The organism is Methylosinus trichosporium OB3b, assembly GCF_002752655.1.
GTDB lineage: Bacteria > Pseudomonadota > Alphaproteobacteria > Rhizobiales > Beijerinckiaceae > Methylosinus > Methylosinus trichosporium.
The window spans coordinates 2,300,303-2,324,728 of the sequence record NZ_CP023737.1; the positions used below are offsets into that span (position 1 = coordinate 2,300,303).

Sequence of the window (24,426 nt, forward strand, 5' to 3'; positions counted from 1 at the left end):
CGTTCGGATGCCTTTCCCTCACGCCGCCGCGTCACCAGCGAAAGGCGACGATTCGGGCAGATGCGCGAGGCCCGCGACGTCGCGGATCGCCTCGATCGGCGTATGCGAAAAGGACTCGACGCAGAGCGCGATCTTCGAGCTCGACGCCCTCGCGACGAGAGCGGTGAGCCGTTCGCGATCAAGCGGCTCGGCGTCCCAATAAGCGACGGCGAGGCTGCGCGTGACGAGGTCATGGGCGGCGCGATGCGTCGGGCTGTTGCGCACGAAATGGCCGTAGAGAAGATATTCCGAGAAGGAGCGCGTACGGCACAGAGCGAGGAACCAGTCGACGCCGGTCGCCGCCTCGATCGCGCGCGTCATGTCGCCCAGCGCGTTCTTGTCCCAGACGATGAGATTGCCGATGTAGTCGTCGGCCGGAAAGGCGGTCGGCTCCTGTCCGAGCAGGCGGTCGCAATTGGCGGTCCATTTGGCGTGCAGCGGCGCGTCGGCCTCGATGGCCCCGCGCGCGACATAGAGCGGCGCGCGCGCGCCGCCGGCATAAGCGCCGATGTCGAAATTGCGGATGATCACATTGTCCGAGTCGACAAGGCAGAATCGATCCTGCGGAAACTGCAACGCCGCGGCGATCTTGATGATCTGCTGCACATGCCAGCCATGAACCGGAGGCGAGCGGAACGACCACCAGACGCGCCGTCCATTGCGCAGCAGGAACGGCGGCACGAGCCGCAGCCAGCGCGGCAGAAAGCGCGAGCACGGAAGCACGATGCGCCGCCCGACCGAGAATTTCGCGAACAGCGGCATGTCGTCGTCATTGACGATGACATAATGCCGTTCATAGCCGGAAAGACGCAGGTCGACGCTCTCGCACAGGAGCTCGAACTGGTCGAGATCGCCGCGATAGGTCGGCGTGATCAGCGCGATCCGTTTGGTCATGGCGGTCCTCGTCGGGCTGTGAGAGACTGTCCGTGTCAAAATAGGACACGTCGGCGCATTTGGTAGATGGGTCGCAAAGGCGGGACCGACCGCCGTGAGTCAGCGTCTGATCTTGAACTGCGCGAGATAACGAATTCCGAAGACCGCGAACAGAAAGGCGATCCAGCTCGGATTGGCGCGATCGAGATAGATGGTCTCGAGCGCGTTCAGATACAGGCTGAACATCCATATTTGCAGGAACATCAATGCGAGAGCCGGCTCGTCGCCGCGCGCGAGCACACGGCGCAGATCGCGCGCCGGCTGGACGATCATCGCGGCGAAGAGCAGCAGGAGGCCCGGCAAGCCGAGCGCGAGCACGGCGTCGAGATAGCCATTATGCGCATGAGCGGCGTTGCCGGCCCAGACATTGGTGTCGTCGCCGCCGAAGCGCAGCTCGGCAGTGTTCCAAAATGCGCCGAGTCCATGGCCGAAAATCGGCTTTTCCAGCGCTTTCGGCACGGCCATCGTCCAGATATCGATCCGGCCGGTGAAGCTGGCGTCGACCGGCAGAGCGGCGGTGAGCGCTTTCAATTGCGGAAAGACGACGCCGCCGAGCCCGAAAACTGTGAGCAGCGCCAAGGGCGTGATCACGATGATCCACCACAGCGCCGCATTGCGGATACGCGCCGCGGCGAAGGAGAGGACGATGGTGGTGAGGCAGATGGCGGTCGAGCTCTTGCCGCCCGAAGCGAAGACGAAGACGAGCGACAGTCCGAAAATGAGCCAACCTTCGGCCTTCCGCCCGGCGCGCAGCACGAACAGACCGATGAAGGACAGGATCGAGAACATGGCGCTCGAGATATTCTTGTGACCGAAAATGCCGCGCCAGTCGCCGGCGAGCTGCGGCTCGCCGATATCGGTCGCCTGATGGATCGACAGATCCGGCATGAACAGCACGCCGAAATAAGAAAGGCCGACGATGACCAGCGCCACGAAGCCGGCGAGCCGCGCCAGCTCGGCGCGGTCGCGCGGCAGCAGGAAGAGAGCGAGGCAGCATATCGAGGCGCAGATCTGCATGACGACGCGCTTCACCGACGTGGAGGGATCGGCGGAGGTGACGCAGGTCGCGAGGATCCAGCCGGCGAAAGCGAGATTGACCGGCGTCGCGAGCGCGGCGAGGCCAGCGCGATCGCTGCGCCAGACGAAGACGGCGGCGGCCGCCGCCATCAGGCCGAAGGCGACGTAGAGCTGCACGTCGCGTCCGTCAGCGAGCTCCAGAGTGTCGGGCGAGGCGAGATCGCTGAACGGCTTGAAGGTGATCCAAGCGATGAACAGGATGGCGCAGAACAGCGCCGCCCTGAGCTCGCGCTCGCCGAGCCCGTCCTGCTCCCGCAACGCGATCACGAGTGGCGATAGGGCTGCGGGAGCAGCCCGAACGACGCGAGCCAGCGCCCGACGGCGACGCCGAGCGGATGCGCGGCGGCGAGCGGATGCCGGCGCGCCGCCAGCATTCGCATCGCGCGATGCAGCGAGAGCGGCGTCACCGCGACATTCTTGGCGAAGAGACGCAGGCGCGCATAGGGGCTGCGCGCCGCCAGCCGATCGATGCTGTAATTGATCGCGCCGGTCGCGAGGCTGCGCTGCAACACCCAGGACAGAGTGAGCCGGCCCGGCGTCACATGCTCGTGAATGCGCGCCTCCTGGCGCCAGTAGAAGGTGAAGCCGGCGCGGCGGCAGCGCGTGAAGAACTCGGTGTCGCCGCCGCCGAGAAAATTGAAGCGCTCGTCGAGCGCGGGCGCGGCCAATCCCTCGAACACGCGGCGCGCGATCAGGCAATTGCCGGTGCCGTAGATCATCGGCGCCGGACCGCTCTGCATGAAGGCCGGCCAGAACACCGGATGATGGCGATAGGCCGTCGGCGCGCCCTCCGGAAATTCCGGCAGCACCGGCCCGCCGACGATGTCGACGCCCTGCTCGCGCGCGGTTCGCGCCATCTCCTCCAGCCACAGGGGCTCGGCGATCTCGTCGTCGTCGATCATCAGGAAATAATCGGCCGCGGGATAGCGCTCGCGCGCGAGCCCGAACGCGGCGTTGATGGCGAAGACATTGCCCTGCCGCGGCTCGACCGAGACCAGCCCGTCGAGACGGCCCTCGGCGAAGAAGCGCGTCGCCACCTCGACGCCGCGCATCTCACGCGCGTCATTGTCGACGACGACGACGCGGAAGGCGACATGCGTCGCCTGCGCCGCGAGCGAATTCAAAGTCGCCGCGAGCATTTCGGGACGGCGGAACGTCGGAACGCAGACGACCGCCTCGACATGCGTGGGGTCCTGCGCGCAGGGCGCCGCGTCGGGAAGGGGAAGAGCGCGCGTCATTCGAGATGCATCAACATGGCGAGGGCGCCGATGGCCGCGAGAGTCAGCGCGCCGACGAGGGTCTTCGATCTGCGCCGCGGCGCGGCGACCCGCATCTCCGCGGAGCGTAGAAACGCCGATATTCGCTCCAGCATCGCCTCGCGCGAGAGCTGCGACGCCAGCGCGTGATCGGCGCCGGAGATCACATCGAGCGAGACGCCGTCGAGACGCCGCAGAAAGCGTCCGTCGGCGCCGAAGCAGAGGTCGACCTCCTCGCGACCGACGTCGCGGTCGCCATGCACGAGCAGCATACGCACGCCGCGGCGCGCCAGCGTCGCGAAATTGCGCCGCGCCTCCAGCGCCTTGCCATGTCCCGGCCCGAGACGTGTCGCGCGCAGCAGACTCATCGTCTTGCGCCGCGCCAGCGCGGCGAAGATGGAGACGAGCTTGCCGAGCGAGACCTCGCCGGAGGCGACGCGCGCCCAGGCGCGGGCGCTCATGGCTTTGGACACATAGGTCGAGGTGGCGCCGAAGCCGGTCGTCAGCAATTCGTCGATCGCCGCATCATCGATGCGGCCGAACACCTGCGCGTTGGCGAGGATCATCGCCTCGACGCGCGGATCGCGCAGAGCGGCGAAGATCGCCAGCGTCGCGCCGCTGCAGACGCCGAACAGAGTGATCCGTTTCAACCCGCGCGCGGCGAGGCAATCGAGCGCGGCGACGACGTCCTCGGCGCGCTCCGCGCGATAGAGCGCCGAGCGCGGCCCGCCCGCGACCGGAGCGGACTCGCCGACGCCGAGGCTGTCCATGCGCAGCGAAGCGACGCCCATTTCGGCGAGCGCGCGCGCATGGATCACGGCGGAGCGTCCGCAGCCGATGTGATGATTGGCGCCCGTGTCGAGCATCACCACCGTAGCGGCGGGCGCGCCGCGCGGCAGGCACAGCACGCCGGCGAGACGGCCGTCCGCGCCGAAGCGCAGCGCCGTCTCGGTGAAGACGTCGGTGGCGAGCCCCCCCGGCGCCGGCGCAAGGATGCGCGCGCGCGCAGCCCCCGCGCCGACGAAAGCGACGATGGCGGCGAAATCATCCATGGGCGGCGGCGCCGGCAGCGGCGCCGGCGTCAGCGCCGCATAATCGGCGAGCTCCCGCGTCTCCACCACGGCGCCCAGCGCTTCGAGGCGGGCGACATGGTCGGCGACGGAGCGCGTCGTCGGATCGCGCATCACCAATATGCGCGGCGCGGGCGCAGCGGCAAGGCGCGTGAGATCGACGGCGCAGATCGCGTCGCAGGTCGCGGAGGACAGGACGAAGCCTTCGAGCTCGACCTCCTGCCCCTTGGGGCTCGTCGGCGCGCCGGCGCTGGCGGCGAGCATGCGCGCCATCGCGTCGAGCTCACGCAGATAGGACCGCCCCTTCACCACGGGCGCAATCTCGACGAGACGCTCGACGCCGCCGACCTCGGCGGCGAGGCTCGCGCCGAGGCGCAGGCCGACGAGCGCCACCTCGCGCACGCCGACGGTCTCGCGCATCCAGTCGACCGCAGCGCGTATGGAGCCGCGCCAGCGATCGAGCAGCAGCGAATCCTCGCTGTCGCCGAGCGAATCGCCCTCGCCCGGATAATCGAAGCGCAGCGTCGGCAGGCCGGCCGCGGCCAAAGCGTCGGCGAGGGCGCGCCAGGATCGGTGCGCGCAGAGACCCTCATAGCCGATCGACGCGCAGAGAACGACGCCACGATCGCCATCTGCGTGATGAAACCAGCCGAAGCTCGGCCCGATGTTCACAGCTGTGGTTCTGCTCGTGTGGATCGCGCAAGAGTGATCCACATCCTTCGTTGCCATGATCGCGATATTCTCTACTCCGTCTTGCCGATAGCGAAGCTATGCTCAGCATAGCTCGATCGTTGCTGTTGCGATTCGACGCAGAGACTTGCATTTTCGTGGAAGGGAAGAAGGATTTGTGCCAATCGGCGCGAGCGAACGCTCTGGCGCGCTTTTTGGACCTCGGCTCGCGGCGATCGGCCCGCCGTCCCCGATCGGGACACGCGGGAGAGAAGCGCTCTCTATCTGCGGATTCCGCAGCATTGCGGAAACTTTCACAGGATAGCTGTGGATCAGAGGCGGCGACGCCGCCCCTATCGAGGGAATGACACGCCCGATGCTCGCCAGGCAAACCGCCGTCTATTTCGCCGCCAATCTGTTCTCGGCCGTGTTCGGCCTCGCGAATACGATGATCTTCACGCGTCTCTTCGCGGTGACGGCCTATGGCGAATATCTGCTCGGCTTCGCCTACGCCACTCTGCTGGTCTCGGTGCTGGGCAGCGCGCTCAAGCTCGCCATTCTGCGCGAGCAGGCGCGCGGAAACGACATTCGCGGCGTCGTGCTCGCCGCCCTGCTGCTGTTTCTTCCGGCCGTCCCGGGGTTTTATCTCGGCGGACGGCTGTTCGGCCTCGCGCCGCTCGTCGCGGCGAGCGCGACCCTGCTGGCGCTCGCCATGTCGCTGTTCGAGATCGGGCAGGACGTGCTGCGCGCCGAGCAGAAGACGACGCCCTATCTGCGCGGCACGGTTCTGCGCGCGCTCTCGGTGTCGGCGCTCGGCGTCGGCGTGGCGCTGGCGGCCGCCCATGGCGCGGCGCTGCTCGCCGCCTCGGCCTGCGCCTATCTCTTCGCCGCGACCTTGTTCTGGCGCGCCGCCTGGGGCTCGGCGCGGCCGGTCTTCGACCGCGCCCGGTTTCGCGCCATCGCCCGCGCCGGCGCGCCCTTCACCCTCTCGATGGCGCTGATGGCGCTCGCCACCGTCGCCGACCGCTTCCTGCTCGCCGAGCTCGCCGGCGTCGGCGCCGCGGCCGAATATGCGGCGAGCCTCGATCTCGTGCGCCAGGCGCTGCTCATTCCCGCGGTCAGCGTCTCGGCCGCCTTCGTGCCCATGGCGGTGCGCCTGCTCGCCGAGGAGGGCGAGGCGGCGGCTCGCGCCGGTCTCGCCCGCTCGCTCGAGCTGCTGCTCGCCGCGGCGCTGCCGGCCTGTGTCGGCATGGCTCTCGTCTCGCCGCAGCTCGCCGATCTTCTGCTCGGCCCGGATTTCCGCGCGACGGCGCGCTTCGCCATGCCGGTGCTGGCGATGGCCGTGGCGTTCCAGATTCTGACGCAGCAATACACCCATACGAGCTTTCTGCTGTCGAACCGCAATCTCTTCTATCTCATCAACACCGGCTCGATCCTGCTGTTCAATCTGATCGTGTCGGCTCTGCTGATTCTGCGCTTCGGCCTCGATGGCGCGGTGTGGGGGCGCCTCGCCGCCGAGATCTTCGGTTTCGCCAACGCCTATGTGCTGAGCCGCCGCGCTTTCGTGCTGCCCTTCCCTTTCGGCCGCATCGCCCGCGTCGTCGCGGCGACGGCGGCGATGGCGCTGGTCGTGCGCGCTCTCTCCGGCGAGGCTGCGACCTTGCCGCCGCTCGCCGGGCTGCTTCTGCAGGTCGCGGCCGGCGCCGGCGCCTATGCGGCGGTCGCCTTCGCGCTCGACATCGCCGAGCTGCGGGCGCTCGCGAGCGGCGCGGCCCTGCGCCTCTTCACAAAGTCGGGATTGGCCGCGGCCGGACCGCGACGCTGGCGACGCGCCGAGTGAAATCTGGACCGCGAGCCTTCAGGCTCGCTTCTCGCCTGCTCTTTCCTCCGAACGCCGAATGGCTTTAAGACGGGCCCAACGCCCTTCGGCCCGGCGTGGCGCGCGGAGGATTCTCAGGAGACGAACACCCATGCCCCTCTACAAGATCGATGGAATCGCGCCGCGCGTGCCGGAGTCCGGCCGCTATCACGTCCTGCCCGGCGCCCATGTGATCGGCCGCGTGCATCTCGAGGAGGACGCCAACATCTGGTTCGGCTGCGTGCTGCGCGGCGACAACGAATGGATCACCATCGGCGCGCGCACCAATATTCAGGAGAACAGCATTCTCCACACCGATATGGGCTTTCCGCTGACCATCGGCGCCGATTGCACCATCGGCCATGGCGTCATTCTGCACAGCTGCGTGATCGGCGAGGCGAGCCTCATCGGCATGGGCGCGACCATCCTCAACGGCGCGAAGATCGGCCGCAACTGTCTCGTCGGCGCCAATGCGCTGGTCACCGAGAACAAGGAGTTTCCCGACAATTCGCTGATTGTCGGCGCGCCGGCGCGCGTCGTGCGCGTGCTCGACGAGGGGGCGCTCGCCCGCCATCTCGAATCGGCCCACCATTATGTGGAGAACGCGCGCCGCTATGCGAGCGGGCTCGAGCCGATCGGCTGACGCTCAGCGTGACACATAGATCGGCGCGGGCCCGCCGCCCTCGAGCGCGACCCAGACATTGGGGTCGAGCTGCGACTGGCGCTTGACGAAACGGTAGGGCGTCAGCGTCCAGGGCCTGACCGCGTCGCTCATATTGTCGAGGACGAGCTCGCCGCGATTGGTGCGCACGGTCAGCACCGCATGGCCGTCGCCATTGGCCTCCTTCACGACGGTCATCAGCAGCGCCTGACGCGGATAGCCGCGCGCGATCAGCAGGCGCCGCTTGGCCAGCGCGAAATCCTCACAATCGCCCTTGCCATCGGTCGGATAATCCCATTGGTCGACGACGCCCCAATGATCCATGTCCGAGACCGGCTGGATGGAATGATTGACGAAGAGATTGACGCTCTGAATTTCCTTGTAGGTCTTGGCGGTGAGATCGATGTCGCGCGGCGCGGCGGCGGAGCCGACGCATTCCCCGGGATAGCGGCGGCAGAAATCGAGCCAGCCGAAGGGAATGCTGGTTTCCGGGCCGAGCGCGGCGTAGACGATCTGCTCGCTCGCGCGTGCCCGCTCCGCCGGCGCGATGTAGATCACGCTGTAGAGCGCCAGCGCTGCCACTGTTTTCGTTCCGATGCCGGACATCGCTCGTCTCCTCGATCCAGAGACGAGAATAGTTTTTGGCTTTTTCTCTCGATCTAAGCCGACAGCTCGGATTTTATGCGAACCGATTCAGACTTTGATCGAACGGCGCGAAGGATAACTTCCGGTGAACGAGATGGATCGAAGGCGGGCGATCACGCACGATCGGCTTGGCCGCGCTGACGCTTCTTCATGGGTCCGCGCACGGCGGCGACGGGGGCGCGGTGGCGACGGCCGCCCGGCGAGGCGGGAATCGGCGGCGCGGCGGCGCGAGCAAGGTTAAAGGCGGCGGCGGAAGCGGCGCGGCCGAAGCGGGGCGCGGCCTTGGTTCCGTCTCAATGGCGGCGCATAAGGCTCGCCCATTCGTTTCGCGGTTCGGCTCGAAGGTTCGACAGCGATGTTGCTGCGCATCGGCTTTGTCTTGGCGACGACTTTGCTCGTTTGCCTGCTTTCCACCCCGCCCATCGCCGAGCCGCTGGATCGCGCGGCGGTGGTGAATCCCTTCGTCGCGCCGGCGCCGCCGCTCGAGCGGCGTTTCGACGAATGGCGCGAGGCGCTGCGCCTCAGCGGCGAGCAGGACCGGCTGTTCCGCTCGATGGAGCTTCATTTGCAGCGCGTCGCCGACGAGAGGGACGCCGCCATCGTCGCCGCCGCCATCGACCGCAATCGCGAGCCTCGTTCGGCCCGCGATCCCGGCGCGGCGCTGCGGGCGCGGGCCGAGCGGCTCAGCCGGCACGCGGAGAGCCTGCGCGCCCTCGCCGACGCCGAATCATCCTTCTTCGCATCGCTGTCCGACGAGCAGAGACGCATCGCCGATGATATGATTCCGCGAGACACGCTGAACCTGCGCGACGTGTTCCGGCGACGCGGGCTTCGCCCCGATAAGAACGGCTAGAACGCTTTCCGATCGACGGAATCGTCCGATCGATCGGAATTCGCTCGAAGAAAGAACACGAGAGCGCTCTCGATGCGAGAAGTCTGGATGAAGCTGATCTCCCCGAGACTCGCGCGGACGGCGCGCGCGGTCCTTGCGCTCGCGCTCGCGACAGCGCCGAGCCTCGCGGCGCAGGACCATCCTCTCCCCGCCCCGCAACAGGGAGCCAGCGTCGCCGGCCCACGTTCCGAGTCGCTGCGACGACGGCTGTCGAAATATGAATCCCGAAAGATCCGGCACGCCTGCGCCGCCCACGCCGGCGAGCGCGGACTCGCCGGAGCCGAGCGCGACGCCTTCATCGCCGGCTGCTATGTCGGTCGTCTCGGCCACAGAGGCGAGCGGCAACGCTGCCGGGTCGAGGCGGCGGCGAAGGGCGTCGACAAATCCGCGCTGCGCGACTTTGTGCGCGATTGCGTGAAGGAGCGGACGCGCGAGTGAAGGCGCTCAGCGACGAACCACCAGCACCGAGCATTTGGCGTGGCGGACGATGGTCTTGGCGTTGGAGCCGAGCAGATAGGTCGACATGGCCGGCCGGTGCGAGCTCAGCACGATGAGATCGGCGCCCCAATCCTCGGCCTCGGCCAGCACTTCCGGATAGATCGCGCCGAAGCGTACGATGGTCGTCACCAGCTCCTTCGGATAATCGAGCTTGGCCGCGACATCGGCGAGATCCTGCTCGGCGGAGAGGCGCAGCTCCTCGTCGAAATTGGCGGGGATGTAGTCGATGAAGGCCACCGGCACCAGCGATTGCACATTGACGAGCCGCAGGCGCGCATTGCCCCCCTTGGCGACGACGAGCGCCTCGTCGAGCGCCTGACCGATGAGGTCCGGTTCGGTGAGGTCGAGTGGAACGAGTATTTTTGTGAACATGCCGCGCCCTCCTCTCTTCGATATAGGCGCGCTTCGCCGTGTTTTTAGGGCGCGCCGGCGCGCGACGCGATGTCGCGCTCGTCGATCTCCGCTTCGATCAAATCTCCGTCGCGGGAACGGGCGCGGAACTCCGCGCGGCTGGCGGCGACCTCCTCGATCCTCCGCCCCACCTCGGGATTGCGCTGCAGGAACACATGTAGGTCGAAAGCGTCGAGGACGAGCAGCTTGATCGGCGTGATCGCCCGCACATTGGCTGTGCGGCTGGTCTTGCGCAGCAGCGCCACCTCGCCGAAGAACTGGCCTTCGCCGAGGCGCGCCGGGCCTTCCGCGAGCTCGATCTCCACCTCGCCGGCGGCGATGAAATACATCGAATGAGCCGGTTCGCCGCGTCGCACGACGAGAGCGCCGGGCGGCAGGGACTGCGCGCGCAGATAGCGCATGATTTCGGCGATGGCCGAGGCGTCGAGCGTGGCGAACAGCGGCGCTCGCGCCACCATGCTCCAGGTGACGACGAAATCGCGGCGGTGGATTTCCTCCGCAAAGGCGGTGGCGACGATGCCGACCGGCAGGCCGAGCATCACGAAGCCCATCACCATGGTCACAGCGGCGACGATGCGGCCGGCCGCCGTCGTCGGGGTGACGTCGCCATAGCCGACCGTGGCGACGGTCTGGATGGCCCACCACATGGAGGCGGGGATGGAGCGGAAATGCTCCGGCTGGGCGTCGCGCTCGACCACATACATGGCTGCGGCCATCAGCAGCACGACGCCGAACAGGACGACTCCCGTGGCGGCGAGCGCCTTTCGCTCGGCCTCGAGCACGGCGACGATCGAACGGATGCCGGGAGAATAGCGGGCGAGCTTGAAGAAGCGCGCGAGCCGCAGGATCAGAAGGATGCGCAGATCCGCGGTGAGGAAGAAGGAGAGAAGAGCCGGCAGGATGGCGGCGAGATCGACGAGAGCCGAGGCCGACAATGCAAAGGCGGCGCGCGCCTTCAGCGGCGGGAGATCGGCGTAGAGCCTGTGCTCGGGCGCGCTCCAGAGGCGCAGAGCATATTCCACCGAGAAGGCCGCGACGGCGACATATTCGATGGCGGCGAAGATCGCGCCATAGCGCGCGGCGATGTCGGCGTCGGACTCGAGAACGACCGCGGCGACGGACAGGATGACGAGCGTCACCAGCGCGCCATGAACCAATTGCGCGGTTCGGTCCCCGACCCCGCCGCTGTCGAGAAGGAAATGAGTGCGACGGCGCAGCCGGACGAGGCGCAGCGGCTGCGCCTCGTCCCTCACTGCGCGGCCTTCATGCGCATCTGATCCTCGATGGCGGCGAGCGCCGCTTCGAGCGCGGAAGCGTCGGGCCCGCCGGCCTGGGCGAGATCGGGGCGTCCGCCGCCGCCCTTGCCGCCGAGCTTTTCGCTAGCGGCGCGCACGAGATCGACAGCGTTGTAGGTCGTCGTCAGATCGGCGGTCACGCCGACGACGATGCCGGCCTTGCCGTCGGCCGAGGCGCTGGCGATGGCGACGACGCCGGAGCCGAGCGCCTTCTTCTGCTCGTCGACCAGAGACTTCAAATCCTTCGGGTCGATGCCGCTCACCGCTTTGGCGAACAGCTTGATTCCGTCGATCTCGCGCACTGGGGCCGCGCCATTGGCGCCGCCGCCCATGGCCAGCTTGCGCTTGGCTTCGGCGAGCTCGCGCTCCAGCTGCTTTCGTTCCTCGAGCAGAGCGGCGAGACGCGCCGGCGTCTCGTCGACGGGGACGCGCACCAGCGCCGCGACCTCGCGCAACGCCCGCGAATCGGCGACGAGCTGCGCGCGCGCCGCCTCCGCGGTCTTGGCCTCGATGCGGCGCACGCCGGAGGCGACCGCCCCCTGCGAGACGATGCTGACGAGGCCGATGTCGCCGGTGCGGCGCACATGCGTGCCGCCGCACAGCTCCACCGAAAAGGCGTGATGCTGGTCGGTCGGCGCAAGGTCCGTCGAGGGCTGGCCCGTCGACAGCGAGCCCATGGAGACGACGCGCACCTCGTCGCCATATTTCTCGCCGAACAGCGCGCGGGCGCCGGAGTGGATGGCGTCGTCCTGCGCCATCAGCCGCGTGTCGACGGGCGCATTGTCCTGCACCACCTCATTGGCGATGCGCTCGACCTCTGCGACCTCCTCCTCGGTGAGGGGTTTTGGATGAGTGAAGTCGAAGCGCAGTCGGTCGGACGCGACGAGCGATCCCTTCTGCGCCACATGATCGCCGAGCACGCGGCGCAGCGCCTCGTGCAGAATATGCGTCGCCGAATGATTGGCGCGCACCGCGTTGCGGCGAGAGTGGTCGATCTCGAGCTCGAGCGCGAGGCCGGGAGTGATCGCGCCTTCTTCCACGACGCCTTCATGGACGAAGAGGCCGCCGAGCTTCTTCTGTGTGTTGGTCACTCGGAAGCGCACGCCCTTGGCGCGCATCTCGCCGATGTCGCCGATCTGGCCGCCGGACTCGGCGTAGAAGGGGGTCTGGTTGAGGAGAACGGCGCCGCGTGCGCCGGGCTCGAGCCGGAAGGTCTCGGCGCCGTCGTGCAGCAGCGCAACGACGATCCCTTCGCTCTTCTCGGTGTCATAGCCGAGAAATTCCGTGGCGCCGACACGCTCCTCGATGGCGAACCAGACCGATTCGGTCGCCGTTTCGCCCGAGCCGGCCCAGGCCTTGCGCGCCTCGGCGCGCTGACGCGCCATTGCCGTCTCGAAGCCGGCCTTGTCGACGGAAAGCCCGCGCGAGCGCAGCGCGTCCTCGGTCAGGTCGAGCGGAAAACCATAAGTGTCGTAGAGCTTGAAGGCGGTCTCGCCGGAGAGGCTGCCGCCCTGCGCGAGCGTCGCCGTCTCCTCGTCGAGGATGGCGAGGCCGCGCGCCAGCGTCTGGCGAAAGCGCGTCTCCTCGGTCAGCAGCGTGTCGCGGATCAGGCGCTCCGCGCGCGTCAGCTCGGGATAGGCCTGCGCCATTTCCGTGACCAGCGCGCCGACGAGCCGATGCATCAGCGGCTCGGCGGCGCCGAGCAGCTGGGCATGGCGCATGGCGCGGCGCATGATGCGGCGCAGGACATAGCCTCGACCTTCGTTCGAAGGCGTGACGCCGTCGGCGACGAGGAAGGCGGAGGCGCGCAAATGATCGGCGATGACGCGATGGCTCGCGGCCTGCGGTCCAGCGGCGTCGACTCCGGTGGCGTCGGCGACCGCGCCGGTCAAACGGCGGAACAGATCGATATCGAAGACCGAATGGACGCCCTGCAGCAGAGCGGCGATGCGCTCGAGGCCCATGCCGGTGTCGATCGACGGACGCGGCAGCGGGACACGCTCTCCCGGCGCCGTCTGATCATATTGCATGAACACGAGGTTCCAGAATTCGAGGAAGCGGTCGCCGTCCTCGTCGGGACTGCCGGGCGGTCCGCCGGCGACGCTCTCGCCCTGGTCGTAGAAGATTTCCGAGCAGGGGCCGCAGGGGCCGAGATCGCCCATGCTCCAGAAATTATCGCTGGAGGCGATGCGGATGATGCGGTCGTCGGAGAAGCCGGCGATCTTCTTCCAAAGGCCATAGGCTTCGTCGTCGTCGTGATAGACGGTGACGAGAAGGCGCTCGCGCGGCAGGCCGAGCTCGCGAGAGACGAGCGTCCAGGCCAGCTCGATCGCGCCTTCCTTGAAATAATCGCCGAAGGAGAAATTGCCGAGCATCTCGAAGAAGGTCAGATGCCGGGCGGTGTAGCCGACATTGTCGAGATCATTGTGCTTGCCGCCGGCGCGCATGCATTTCTGCGCGCTGGTCGCGCGCGCATAGTGGCGCTTCTCGAAGCCGGTGAACACATTCTTGAATTGCACCATGCCCGCATTGGTGAACATCAAGGTCGGATCATTCAGCGGGACGAGCGGCGAGGAAGCGACCTTCTCATGGCCATTGCGCGAGAAGAAGTCGAGGAAGGTCGTGCGGATCTGGTTGACGCCACTCATGGTGCTCATTCGGCCCGAGGTTGCCGATCGTGTCGCGGCGTCGCCCGGCCTCTTGCGGCGGGCCGGCCGCGACGCTCTCGTTCTGCGCGCCCGGGCGCTCGCGAAAATCGCGAGGCCCCGGGCGCGAACCGAGCCCTTCTAGAGCATTTGCCAGCGAAGGGAAACAGGGCTTTTCCGCGGGATGGACGAGGCTCGCGGCGCGGTCCGGCTCATTCCTCGCCGGCTGCGTCATCCTCGCCGCCGGCGTCGAGGATGCGCTCGGCGATGAGGCCGGCGTTCTCGCGGATCGCCGCCTCGATGCGCTCGGCGGCCTCCTTGTTCTGCTTCAGAAAGGCCTTGGCGTTCTCACGTCCCTGTCCGAGCCTCTGGCTGTCGAAGGAGAACCAGGCGCCCGATTTGTCGACGACGCCGGCCTTCACGCCGAGATCGACGAGCTCGCCGACCTTGGAGACGCCCTCGCCATACATGATGTCGAACTCGACCTGCTTGAACGGCGGAGCGACCTTGTTCTTGACCACTTTGACGCGCGTCTGATTGCCCGTGACCTCGTCGCGGTCCTTGATCGAGCCGATGCGGCGGATGTCGAGCCGCACCGAAGCGTAGAATTTCAACGCATTGCCGCCGGTCGTCGTCTCCGGCGAGCCATACATGACGCCGATCTTCATGCGGATCTGGTTGATGAAGATGACGAGCGTGTTGGAGCGCGAGATCGAGGCGGTGAGCTTGCGCAGCGCCTGGCTCATCAGCCGCGCCTGCAAGCCCGGCTGCACCTCGCCCATCTCGCCCTCGATCTCGGCGCGCGGCGTCAGCGCCGCGACCGAATCGACGACCAGCACATCGACCGCGCCCGAGCGCACCAGAGTGTCGGTGATCTCCAGCGCCTGCTCGCCCGTGTCGGGCTGCGAGATCAGCAGCTCCTCGAGATTGACGCCGAGCTTGCGGGCGTAGACCGGATCGAGCGCATGCTCGGCGTCGACGAAGGCGCAGACGCCGCCCTTCTTCTGCGCCTCGGCGATCACATGCAGGGTGAGCGTCGTCTTGCCCGAGGATTCCGGCCCGTAAATCTCGACGACGCGGCCGCGCGGCAGGCCGCCGACGCCGAGCGCGATGTCGAGCCCCAGCGAGCCCGTCGAGATCGTCTCGATCTCGACCGCCTTCTGGTTCTTGCCGAGCCGCATGATGGAGCCTTTGCCGAAGGCGCGCTCGATCTGCGACAGAGCGGCGTCCAGCGCCTTGGTCTTGTCCACGGAGGTTCCTTCCACGAGGCGGAGATTGCTTTGGCTCACGGCGATGATTCCTTCTGGCACGGGTGGGGCGGCTGACGCAATAAAGATGAGGATCGACGCGCGAGGACATATTGGACGGCGACGCGCTCGCGCCGTTCGCCTTCGTCGCCTCCGATCCCGGGAACATCCAACGCCATCATTGTATCCCTTTTGTTCTCGCCGCCAAGTTCTTTTTTTGTTCGCCTTCACGTAAGCCGAGCCTTGTCTTCGCGCGCCGATGCGGCGAGAGTGGCCAAACAGTTTTTTGTCGAGGAGTCGTTCGATGCGTTTCGTCCTCGCCGGCGCGGCTCGCCCGTCGGTCGCGCTCTTCGCCGGCGCCCTCTGCGCCTGCCAGAGCGCCGCGCCGCCGCCGCCGCAGGGCCGTTTCGATCCGGCCGAAGCGGCCTTCATCCGGCGGGAGGGCGAGACCGCGCTCAAGGGCCAGGCGTTCCTGCGCGATCCTCATGGCCGCGTGGATGTCCGCTACGCCTCGGGCGAGGTCGTTCGCCTCATACCGGCGACCGCTTACGCGCGGGCCCGCTTCGCGCAATTCTACGGCGACAAGAAATTCGTCCCGGCGCAGCAGGCGCAATCGCCGACGCACGACCCCGACTATCTTTCCTTCATGCGCACGACCAAAGCCGACGCCACCGGCCGCTTCGTCTTCGACAAACTGGCGCCCGGCCGCTATTTCGTGGCGACGCAGCTCACCTGGACGCCGGCGGGCCGCTGGCTCAGCGAAGGCGGCGCGATGTATGACGAGGTCGAGGTCACCGGCAAGGAGAGCGAGCCGATCCGCATGATCCTCTCCGGCAATTGAAGCAGGAGACGTCTTTGTCGCTTCTTCTCGTCGTCGCCGCCGCGCTCGTCGACGCGCAAGATCGCGTGCTCATCGCGCAGCGCCCGCCAGGCAAGCAGCTCGCCGGCTTATGGGAATTTCCCGGCGGCAAGCTCGATCCCGGCGAGCGTCCCGAGGAGGCGCTCGTCCGCGAGCTCGCCGAGGAGCTCGGCGTGATCGTCGACGCGCGCGATCTCACGCCGCTGACCTTTGCGAGCCACGCCTATGAGGCCTTCCATCTGCTGATGCCGCTCTATCTCTGCCGCCGCTGGAGCGGGGAGCCGCAGTCGCGCGAGGGACAGGCGCTCGCCTGGGCGCGGCCGGGCGAGCTGGACGCGGCGCAAATGCCGCCCGCCGACGCGCCGCTGATCGCGCCGCTCGTCGCGCTGCTCGGCTGAGCGGGGCCGCGTCGCTCTCGCCGTCAGCGAGAAGAGGTCGAAATCCCCATCCACATGTGCGCGAGCGGAACCAACAGCGCGGAGCCACTGCCGTAAAACGCCAGCGCCGCTGAAAAAGCGCCTCCCGAAACGCCCCAGGGACGCGACTCGCCCCCTCCGAATGTGAAAATCGTCAGGGCGACGAGAGCGGGCGCGATCCAGGCGCAACCGATCAGCAGATGCTTCGGCTCGACGCTCGAACCATGGAGAAAGCGAGCGGCCGCAGGCGCGAGCAAGAAGACGCCTCGCCACATTCCAGCGCCGAGCAGCCAGAAACCGGAGAGCTCGAGAGTGAGCCAGAACAGTCCCGACGGCGGCGGACGTCGTGCAACGAGCGCAGCGCACAGATCGCCGGCCATAGACAGGACCAAGAATGTCAGAGCGCAGGAATAGACGACAAAAAAGCCGACAGTCGGAACGACGAGGATCGCCAGCTCCAACGAGAACAGCCGCCGGTTCACGCCTTCTGCTTCTGTCATCGACCGCCCTTTCGACAGGCTCGCATAAATTTATGGGGTCCGAGGCGCGACGCCCGTGACGCATGATGGGCTTACAAAGGCAGGTTCTTCCAATCTCGCTTGGCGACGCGCGCATGGTGAATGCGGATCGCCGACTCGATCTCATGGAATGTCTCCGAGCCCGCTATCGCGTCATAGAACCCCATTTTCCGGGCGACAGCTTCGAGGCGGAAGCACCAATAGAGCGACATCAGTGGGTTGACGAATAATTCCGAGCCGCGCGTTCGCTCGGTCGCATGCCGGTCGCCGAAGTCGCCGCGCAGCGCCGATGCGATCGAATTGGCGACGATGCTTTTCGAGCTCGGCTGCCGCGCGTTCAGGAAATCGACGGCGTCCAGCAGAGCGTCGCCTTCCGGCTCTCCCGCGGAGACGGAGACGCAGCCGAGGAAGCCGCCGGATCGGATCAACTCGGCCGCGTTCTCCAGAAAAGAGTGATGGCAGACGCCATGAAAATGATCGACGCCGAAGCCGAGGCAGACGAGAAACTTGCGTGGGCATGCGGTCTCATTGGCCGCCACGATGGACAGCGCGTCCTCTTCGATCGTGCCGAGCGCCGCCTCGTCGCCCTTCATCAGGCTGTCGGTTCCTCCGTCGACGAGGATGAGCGTGTCGATGTCGAGTAGCCTCACGAGGGCTTCGTAGGACCGACATGTCGGCCGCACCCCGGACTTCTCGAAGGCGAAGATCTTCGGCTCGTCTCCCCTCGCAGCCAGCCAGTCGACGAGATGGCGCTCGGGAAAATAGCCCTGCATGCGGCTATCGAAATCGACGAGTCGAGCGGACGGGCCGATTTTCTTGGGACAGGCGAGATCGACTCGCGCGAAGGAGAGATTGGCCAGAAAGACGCGCTTGCCCTGATGTTGGAGCGCGACATAGAGGGGCAGCCCGCTGACGATGTCGAAACCGCCCCCGCAACCGGCGATCAGCACTCGCCGTGACGTTTCCAGCTCACGAAAAAAAGGAATTCGCATCAATTCATCTCACTCGACCGAAAACCTATTCTCTTTCGATCGATCCGGCAATCATCATCAGAAGACGGCCGCCGAAGGCGCTTTTTCGGCCCGTTGTCGAGTCTGAGGCGGCTCTCTGCCGACGATCGTTCCTAGGCGGCCACGGCCGACCGATTCTGCCGCCGGCCCACGGGGCGGCGCTCGGGTCGAGGTCGGACGGAGGCGCGGCGCCCGGCTCGGCGACAGCTCGCCAGGCGACCTCGGAGCCTTCGCCGCGCTGGTCGAGCAAAAGCGTCGCTGGCGCAGCTTTTCCTTGCATTCGGCCGCCCTTCGAGTCTATAAAGCCGCAGTTTCCATCTCATAACGATCACGCTCGTGATCGCTGCTTGAGAGTGGGGCCCGGCCGGGACCCCGCTCTTTTTCGTTTGCGCCGGCCCCGACGCTTCGAACCCGAGGATGAGCCGCTTGGCAGAAACGCCCGCCGCCAGCGCCGACACCGCTCCGCTCGACGAGCCGCGCCTCTGCGGCGAGACCGGCGTTGCGGCGCGCATCGCCCATATCGCCGAGCCCGTGCTGGCGCAGCTCGGCTATCGTCTGGTGCGGGCGCGCATTCTTTCGCAGAACGGCGTCATTCTGCAGATCATGGCCGAACGACCCGACGGGACCATGACGATCGAGGATTGCGAGGCCGCGAGCCAGGCGCTCTCGCCCGAGCTCGACGTCGAGGATGCGATCGCCGACGCCTATCGGCTCGAATTGTCCTCGCCCGGCATCGATCGGCCGCTGGTGCGGGTCTCGGATTTTCGCCGCGCCATCGGCCAGGAGGCGAAAATAGAGCTGACGCTGCCGCTGGCGTCTGGCCGCAAGCGATTTCGAGGCGATATCATCGCCGTCGAGGGCGAGGGACGCGAGGCGGTGGCGACGCTCGAGCGCAAGGATGCGCCGCCGGACGAAGAGAAGACGGTGCGCTTGCCTCTGCGCGACCTCGACGAGGCCAAGTTGATGCTGACCGAGGCGCTGATCCGTGAATCGCTGCGCGCCGGCAAGGCCGACGCGGAGCAAGACCAAGAGCAAGAGGAGGCCGGCGCGGCGCAGGAGCGTCCGCGCCGCGGTCCGGGCCGTTTCGCCGCCGCGGCGAAGCAAAAGGCCAAGCCGCTGGTTCCAGCCGGAATTCAGGCGGGGTTGAAAAAAGGAGGCGGGCCCGGTCGCACGCGCGTCTGACGCGCCGCTCCGGAGCCGGCTCTTATTGAGGAGCGACAGATGGCCGTCAGCGCCAACAGGTTGGAAATCCTGCAGATCGCCGATGCGGTCGCGCGCGAGAAATCGATCGACCGCCAGATCGTCATCGCCTCCATGGAGGACGCGCTGCAAAAAGCGGCGCGCTCGCGCTATGGGCAGGAGACCGAGGTGCGCGCGGAGATCAATCCGAAGAGCGGCGAGGTGCGTTTCTCGCGCCTGCTGCTCGTCGTCGATCTCGTCGACAACGACGCGACGCAGATTTCCATCGAGGACGCGCGCAAGCGCAATCCGGCGGCGCAGGTCGGCGACTGGATCTCCGAGACGCTGCCGCCCTTCGACTTCGGCCGCATCGCCGCGCAATCGGCCAAGCAGATTATCGTGCAGAAGGTGCGCGAGGCCGAGCGCGACCGCCAATATGAGGAATTCAAGGACCGCATCGGCGAGATCGTCAACGGCGTCGTCAAGCGCGTCGAATATGGCAATGTGATCATCGATCTCGGCCGCGGCGAGGCGATCATCCGCCGCGACGAGATGATCCCGCGCGAGACCTTCCGCCCCGGCGACCGCGTGCGCGCCTATGTCTATGACGTGCGCCGCGAGCAGCGCGGGCCGCAGATCTTCCTCTCCCGCACGCATCCGCAATTCATGGCCAAGCTGTTCCGCCAGGAGGTGCCGGAGATCTACGACAATGTCATCGAGGTGAAGTCGGTCGCCCGCGACCCCGGCTCGCGCGCCAAGATCGCCGTCATCTCGCGCGATTCCTCGATCGATCCGGTCGGCGCCTGCGTCGGCATGCGCGGCTCGCGCGTGCAGGCGGTCGTCGGCGAGCTGCAGGGCGAGCGCATCGACATCATTCCCTGGTCGGCGGACGCCGCGACCTTCATCGTCAATGCGCTGCAGCCGGCCGAGGTCGTCAAGGTGGTGCTCGACGAGGACACGGCGCGCATCGAGGTGGTGGTGCCGGACGATCAATTGTCGCTCGCCATCGGACGGCGCGGCCAGAATGTCCGCCTCGCCTCGCAGCTCACCGGCTGGGACATCGACATTCTGACCGAGGCCGAGGAATCGGAGCGCCGTCAGCGCGAGTTCATCGAGCGGACCAAAGTGTTCATGAACGCCATCGACGTGGATGAGGTGGTCGGACGCCTGCTCGCCTCCGAAGGCTTCACCTCGGTCGAGGATCTCGCCTTCGTGGATCTCGCCGAGCTGGCGACGATCGAGGGCTTCGACGAGGACACGGCCGCCGAGATTCAGAATCGCGCGCGTAACTATCTGGAAAGGGTCGAGGCCGAGAACGAGGCCCGCCGCAAGGAGCTCGGCGTGCTCGACGAGTTGAAGGAGATCGATGGGATCACCACCGCCATCATGGTCAAGCTCGGCGAGAACGATGTGAAGTCGATCGAGGATCTCGCGGGCTGCGTGCCCGACGACCTCGTCGGCTGGACCGAGAAGAAGAATGGCGAGACCATCAAGCAGACGGGCTTCCTGGACGGCGTCGACATTTCGCGCGAGGAGGCCGAGGCGATGATCATGGCCGCGCGCGTGCGCGCCGGCTGGATCGAGGCGCCGGCGCCCGCCGAGGAGAGCGGGGAAGAGGCGGAGCAAGCGACCGAAGGCGAGGTCGAAGGAACCGCCGAAGCAGCGGTCGAGGAGACGCCGGCGCAAGCGGCCGACGGCGCGGCGGAATAGCGGAATAGGAGCGGGGTCCAGGTGAGAGACGCAGAGGCGAGCGAGCGGATGTGCATCGTGACGCGACGGCGCGACGCGCCGGAGGCGATGATCCGCTTCGTGCGCGCGCCGGACGGCGTTCTCACGCCGGACATAAGGGCGCGCCTGCCGGGCCGCGGAGCCTGGGTGACGGGACGCTCCGATCTCGTCGCCGAGGCTCTGAAGAAGCGCGCTTTCGCCCGTCAGTTGAAGGCCGAGATCTCCGTCTCGCCGACGCTGCCGCAGGATGTGGACCGTCTGCTCGAGACCGATTGCCTGCAGTCGCTGGCTCTCGCCAACAAGGCCGGCGCGGTGACGACGGGTTTCGGCAAGGTCTGCGACGCGCTCGAGAAAGGCGCTGTGGCCGCGGTGCTCGAGGCGCGCGACGGCTCGTCGGAGGGCAGGCGCAAGCTCGCGCAAGCGGCGCGTCGCGCGGCCTCCGCCGCAGGAGGAGCGGCCGAGCCGCCCGCGACGATCGCTCTCTTCGATTCGTCGCAATTGGGTTTGGCTTTGGGCCGCACAAATGTGATACATGCAGCCCTCGCGCCGGGCGGACCGACGCAGGCCTTTTTGACGCGCTGCCGCCGTCTCTCCGCCTATCGAGGCGAAAACGCTCGGAATCAAGCGGAAGAGAGCGGCGACGATCACGCGAACACCGTCGGCCCGACGGCCGACGCCAACGAACCGGCGCAGCCCGAGGATCGGAAACTGGATGAGTGAGACCGAGAACACCGGCGAGAAGGGGACCGCCCCGTCGAAGACGCTGCATCTGAAGCAGCGTCCGACGGAACACGGCGGCATGGTGCGGCAGAGCTTCCCCCACGGCCGCTCGAAGGTGGTCGTGGTCGAGAAGGTGAAGCGCCGCGCCCCGGGGCATGTCGAGCCGACCAAGCCCACGCCCGCCGCGGCGGCGCCGTCCACAGCGGCTCCGTCGGCGGCGGCTCCGTCCGCGCCCGCTCCATCGTCGCCGCCGCCGCCTCCCCCGCGCGCCGAGAGGTCGCATGCGCCCGCGCCCAAGCGAGGGGCCGGCGTCGTTCTGCGCGCTCTGACCGACGAGGAGCGCGAAGCCCGCGCTCGCGCCCTGGTCGATGCGCGCACGCGCGAGGAGGAGGATCGCCGCCGCGCCGAGGCGGAGGCCAAGGCGCGCGCCGAACGCGAGGAGCGCGAGCGCGCCGAGCGCGCCGCCGCCGAAGCGCGTAAGCGCGAGGAGGAATCCCGTCTCGCGCGTGAAGCCGAGACGAAACGCAAATCGGAGGAGGAGGCGCGTCGGCGTCTGGCCGGAGGCGGCGCGCCCGAGCCGCAGCCCGCGAGCGCGGCGGCGCGTCCCGCCGCCGCTCCCCGTCCGACGACGACGGCCCCGCGCGAAGGCGCCCCGCGTCCGGCCGGAGGAGCCGCGCCGCAGCCGGCCGGCGAGAACGCCGACGCCAAGCGCCTCGTGGCCCGTCGCCCCGCCGGCGTGATCGCGGTGAAGGCGCCGACGCCGCCGCGCCCGACGCCGTCGCGCGGCGGCGCGCAGAAGGACCGCGGCCGCCTCACCGTCTCCACCGCGACGTCGGAGGAGGAGGAGCGCACGCGCTCGGTCGCGGCCTTCCGCCGCCGCACGCAGCGCCTCAAATCCTTCGGCCAGGCCGAGCAGAAGGAAAAGATCGCGCGCGAGGTCATCCTGCCCGAGACCATCACCATTCAGGAGCTCGCCAACCGCATGTCGGAGCGCGGCGTCGATGTGATCCGTCTGCTGATGAAGCAGGGCGCGCTGCACAAGATCACCGATGTGATCGACGCCGACACGGCGCAGCTCGTCGCCGAGGAGCTCGGCCACACCGTCAAGCGCGTCGCCGAGTCGGATGTGGAGGAAGGCCTGTTCGACATGCCCGACGCCGAGGACGCGCTCGAGAGCCGTCCGCCGGTCGTCACCATCATGGGCCATGTCGACCACGGCAAGACCTCGCTGCTCGACGCGATCCGCCAGGCCAATGTGGTCGCGGGCGAAGCCGGCGGCATCACGCAGCATATCGGCGCCTATCAGGTGACGGCGCCGAACGGCGCGCCGATCACCTTCATCGACACGCCCGGCCACGCCGCCTTCACGGCGATGCGCGCACGCGGCGCCAAGGTGACCGACATCGTGATCCTGGTGGTCGCGGCCGACGACGGCGTCATGCCGCAGACGATCGAGGCGATCCATCACGCCAAGGCGGCGGAGGTGCCGCTCATCGTCGCGATCAACAAGATCGACAAGCCCGACGCCAAGCCGGAGCGCGTGCGCACCGAGCTGCTGCAGCACGAGGTGCAGACCGAGACCTTCGGCGGCGAGACGCTGGAGGTGGAGGTTTCCGCCAAGGAGAAGCTCAATCTCGACAAGCTGCTCGACGCCATCATCCTGCAGTCGGAAGTGCTCGACCTCAAGGCCAACCCCGAGCGCTCGGCCGAAGGCACGGTGATCGAGGCGCGGCTCGACAAGGGCCGCGGCCCGGTCGCCACCGTGCTGGTGCAGCGCGGCACGCTGCACATCGGCGACATCATCGTCGCCGGCTCGCAATGGGGCCGCGTGCGCGCGCTGCTCGACGACAAGGGCGCCGTCTGCCCGAGCGCGGGCCCGTCCTTCCCGGTCGAGATTCTCGGCTTCTCCGGCACGCCTGAGGCCGGCGACCGTGTCGCTGTGGTCGAGTCCGAGGCTCGCGCGCGCGAAATCACCGAATATCGCGAGCGTCAGCGCCGCGAGAAGCTGGTGGCGCGCGGCGGCGGGGCGCGCACCTCGCTCACCGACATGATGAGCCAGCTGAAGACGGCCGGCCGCAAGGAGTTCCCGCTCGTCATCAAGGGCGACGTGCAAGGCTCGGTGGAGGCCATCATCGCTGCGCTCGACAAGCTCGGCACCGACGAGGTGGGCGCGCGCATCGTGCACGCCGGCGTCGGCGGAATTTCCGAGTCCGACATCGCCCTCGCGGAAGCCTCGAACGCCGTCGTCATCGGCTTCAACGTGCGCGCCCATAAGGAAGCGCGCGAGGCGTCCGAGCGCGGCGGCATTGAAATCCGCTACTACAACATCATCTACAATCTCGTCGATGATGTGAAGGCGGCGATGTCCGGCCTGCTGGCGCCGACGCTGCGCGAGACCATGCTGGGCAATGCGCAGATCCTCGAGGTGTTCGACATCACCAAGGTCGGCAAGGTGGCGGGTTGCCGCATCACCGACGGCTCGGTGGAGCGCGGCGCCAATGTGCGCCTCATCCGCGACAATGTCGTCGTCCACGAGGGCAAGCTGTCGACGCTCAAGCGCTTCAAGGACGAGGTCAAGGAGGTCCAGGCCGGGCAGGAATGCGGCATGGCGTTCGAGAACTATCAGGACATGCGCGTCGGCGACGTGATCGAGTGCTATCGCATCGAGGAGATCAAGCGGACGCTGTGAGGGCCGAAGCTGCGAGCCTTCTGAGGAGCGAATGATGAGCCGATCGTTCCCGTTCAATGCGGAAGAGGTCGTCGAGCTGATCGCGGCTCTGCCTCGCGCCGCCTCGGATTT

At 67.5% G+C, this 24,426-nt stretch carries 21 protein-coding genes; 10 read left to right on the forward strand and 11 right to left on the reverse strand.

From position 1 onward, the window contains the following. Nucleotides 1-18: 18 nt before the first annotated feature. From CQW49_RS11080 to CQW49_RS11095, 4 genes are all read right to left on the reverse strand, one after another. Nucleotides 19-933 (reverse strand): DUF6492 family protein, encoded by a 915-nt coding sequence (locus tag CQW49_RS11080; protein WP_003614662.1) that lies wholly within the window; start codon nucleotides 931-933, stop codon nucleotides 19-21. Between the two features lie 99 nt (nucleotides 934-1,032). Then, a complete protein-coding gene (locus CQW49_RS11085; RefSeq protein ID WP_003614661.1) occupies nucleotides 1,033-2,316 on the reverse strand; it encodes an O-antigen ligase family protein in 1,284 nt (427 codons plus the stop codon). Then, on the reverse strand, nucleotides 2,313-3,287 hold the full coding sequence (locus CQW49_RS11090; protein ID WP_003614659.1) for a glycosyltransferase family 2 protein: 975 nt from the start codon (nucleotides 3,285-3,287) through the stop codon (nucleotides 2,313-2,315). Before CQW49_RS11090 ends, CQW49_RS11085 begins: the two co-directional genes overlap by 4 nt. Beyond that, nucleotides 3,284-5,104: an alpha/beta hydrolase family protein gene (locus CQW49_RS11095; protein ID WP_003614658.1), complete on the reverse strand. Its 1,821-nt coding sequence runs from the start codon at nucleotides 5,102-5,104 to the stop codon at nucleotides 3,284-3,286. Before CQW49_RS11095 ends, CQW49_RS11090 begins: the two co-directional genes overlap by 4 nt. Before the next feature lie 316 nt (nucleotides 5,105-5,420). On the opposite strand from CQW49_RS11095, the gene CQW49_RS11100 reads away from it, so the two are divergent. Beyond that, nucleotides 5,421-6,884: a lipopolysaccharide biosynthesis protein gene (locus CQW49_RS11100; RefSeq protein WP_003614657.1), complete on the forward strand. Its 1,464-nt coding sequence runs from the start codon at nucleotides 5,421-5,423 to the stop codon at nucleotides 6,882-6,884. Between the two features lie 130 nt (nucleotides 6,885-7,014). Next, the gene (locus CQW49_RS11105; protein ID WP_003614656.1) at nucleotides 7,015-7,545 is read left to right on the forward strand and encodes a gamma carbonic anhydrase family protein; all 531 of its coding nucleotides are present in this window, start codon (nucleotides 7,015-7,017) and stop codon (nucleotides 7,543-7,545) included. A gap of 3 nt (nucleotides 7,546-7,548) precedes the next feature. Here CQW49_RS11105 and CQW49_RS11110 read toward each other — a convergent pair whose 3' ends face one another. After that, nucleotides 7,549-8,169, reverse strand: coding sequence for a transglutaminase-like cysteine peptidase (locus CQW49_RS11110; RefSeq protein ID WP_003614655.1), 621 nt, complete (start codon nucleotides 8,167-8,169; stop codon nucleotides 7,549-7,551). Between the two features lie 394 nt (nucleotides 8,170-8,563). On the opposite strand from CQW49_RS11110, the gene CQW49_RS11115 reads away from it, so the two are divergent. Together CQW49_RS11115 and CQW49_RS11120 are read left to right on the forward strand one after the other, a co-directional pair. After that, nucleotides 8,564-9,061 carry a Spy/CpxP family protein refolding chaperone gene (locus CQW49_RS11115; protein ID WP_003614653.1) on the forward strand — a complete coding sequence of 166 codons (498 nt, stop codon included), beginning with the start codon at nucleotides 8,564-8,566 and terminating at the stop codon, nucleotides 9,059-9,061. A gap of 87 nt (nucleotides 9,062-9,148) precedes the next feature. Further along, nucleotides 9,149-9,538, forward strand: a complete 390-nt coding sequence (locus CQW49_RS11120) for a hypothetical protein (RefSeq protein WP_024749768.1) — start codon at nucleotides 9,149-9,151, stop codon at nucleotides 9,536-9,538. A 6-nt stretch (nucleotides 9,539-9,544) separates the two neighbouring features. On the opposite strand, the gene CQW49_RS11125 is transcribed toward CQW49_RS11120, so the two are convergent. From CQW49_RS11125 to recA, 4 genes are all read right to left on the reverse strand, one after another. After that, nucleotides 9,545-9,970, reverse strand: coding sequence for a universal stress protein (locus tag CQW49_RS11125; RefSeq protein ID WP_003614649.1), 426 nt, complete (start codon nucleotides 9,968-9,970; stop codon nucleotides 9,545-9,547). 44 nt (nucleotides 9,971-10,014) lie between these two features. After that, on the reverse strand, nucleotides 10,015-11,262 hold the full coding sequence (locus CQW49_RS11130) for a cyclic nucleotide-gated ion channel (RefSeq protein ID WP_003614647.1): 1,248 nt from the start codon (nucleotides 11,260-11,262) through the stop codon (nucleotides 10,015-10,017). Beyond that, nucleotides 11,259-13,952, reverse strand: coding sequence for an alanine--tRNA ligase (gene alaS, locus CQW49_RS11135; RefSeq protein WP_003614645.1), 2,694 nt, complete (start codon nucleotides 13,950-13,952; stop codon nucleotides 11,259-11,261). Before alaS ends, CQW49_RS11130 begins: the two co-directional genes overlap by 4 nt. A 209-nt stretch (nucleotides 13,953-14,161) precedes the next feature. After that, nucleotides 14,162-15,238 carry a recombinase RecA gene (recA, locus tag CQW49_RS11140; protein WP_003614644.1) on the reverse strand — a complete coding sequence of 359 codons (1,077 nt, stop codon included), beginning with the start codon at nucleotides 15,236-15,238 and terminating at the stop codon, nucleotides 14,162-14,164. Nucleotides 15,239-15,500: 262 nt separating this feature from the next. Here recA and CQW49_RS11145 point away from each other — a divergent pair, with 262 nt between their 5' ends. Then, a complete protein-coding gene (locus CQW49_RS11145; RefSeq protein ID WP_003614642.1) occupies nucleotides 15,501-16,037 on the forward strand; it encodes a hypothetical protein in 537 nt (178 codons plus the stop codon). Nucleotides 16,038-16,051: 14 nt separating this feature from the next. Then, complete coding sequence (gene mutT / locus CQW49_RS11150; RefSeq protein ID WP_003614640.1) at nucleotides 16,052-16,453, forward strand: 8-oxo-dGTP diphosphatase MutT; 402 nt, start codon at nucleotides 16,052-16,054, stop codon at nucleotides 16,451-16,453. Nucleotides 16,454-16,476: 23 nt separating this feature from the next. On the opposite strand, the gene CQW49_RS11155 is transcribed toward mutT, so the two are convergent. After that, nucleotides 16,477-16,971 (reverse strand): hypothetical protein, encoded by a 495-nt coding sequence (locus CQW49_RS11155; RefSeq protein ID WP_003614638.1) that lies wholly within the window; start codon nucleotides 16,969-16,971, stop codon nucleotides 16,477-16,479. A gap of 71 nt (nucleotides 16,972-17,042) precedes the next feature. Continuing rightward, on the reverse strand, nucleotides 17,043-17,981 hold the full coding sequence (locus tag CQW49_RS11160) for a DUF1152 domain-containing protein (protein WP_003614636.1): 939 nt from the start codon (nucleotides 17,979-17,981) through the stop codon (nucleotides 17,043-17,045). Nucleotides 17,982-18,416: 435 nt separating this feature from the next. Here CQW49_RS11160 and rimP point away from each other — a divergent pair, with 435 nt between their 5' ends. Genes rimP through infB form a run of 4 tightly spaced genes read left to right on the forward strand, consistent with a single transcriptional unit; the run spans nucleotide 18,417 to nucleotide 24,315 of the window. After that, nucleotides 18,417-19,181, forward strand: coding sequence for a ribosome maturation factor RimP (rimP, locus tag CQW49_RS11170; protein WP_040566472.1), 765 nt, complete (start codon nucleotides 18,417-18,419; stop codon nucleotides 19,179-19,181). Nucleotides 19,182-19,220: 39 nt separating this feature from the next. Next, the gene (gene nusA, locus CQW49_RS11175; protein ID WP_003614632.1) at nucleotides 19,221-20,888 is read left to right on the forward strand and encodes a transcription termination factor NusA; all 1,668 of its coding nucleotides are present in this window, start codon (nucleotides 19,221-19,223) and stop codon (nucleotides 20,886-20,888) included. Between the two features lie 21 nt (nucleotides 20,889-20,909). Continuing rightward, nucleotides 20,910-21,626 carry an RNA-binding protein gene (locus CQW49_RS11180; RefSeq protein ID WP_003614629.1) on the forward strand — a complete coding sequence of 239 codons (717 nt, stop codon included), beginning with the start codon at nucleotides 20,910-20,912 and terminating at the stop codon, nucleotides 21,624-21,626. Further along, entirely contained in the window at nucleotides 21,619-24,315 is a 2,697-nt protein-coding gene (infB, locus tag CQW49_RS11185; protein ID WP_099831782.1) for a translation initiation factor IF-2, read from the forward strand. The genes CQW49_RS11180 and infB overlap by 8 nt, the downstream gene beginning before the upstream one ends. The last annotated feature ends 111 nt before the right edge of the window (nucleotides 24,316-24,426 follow it).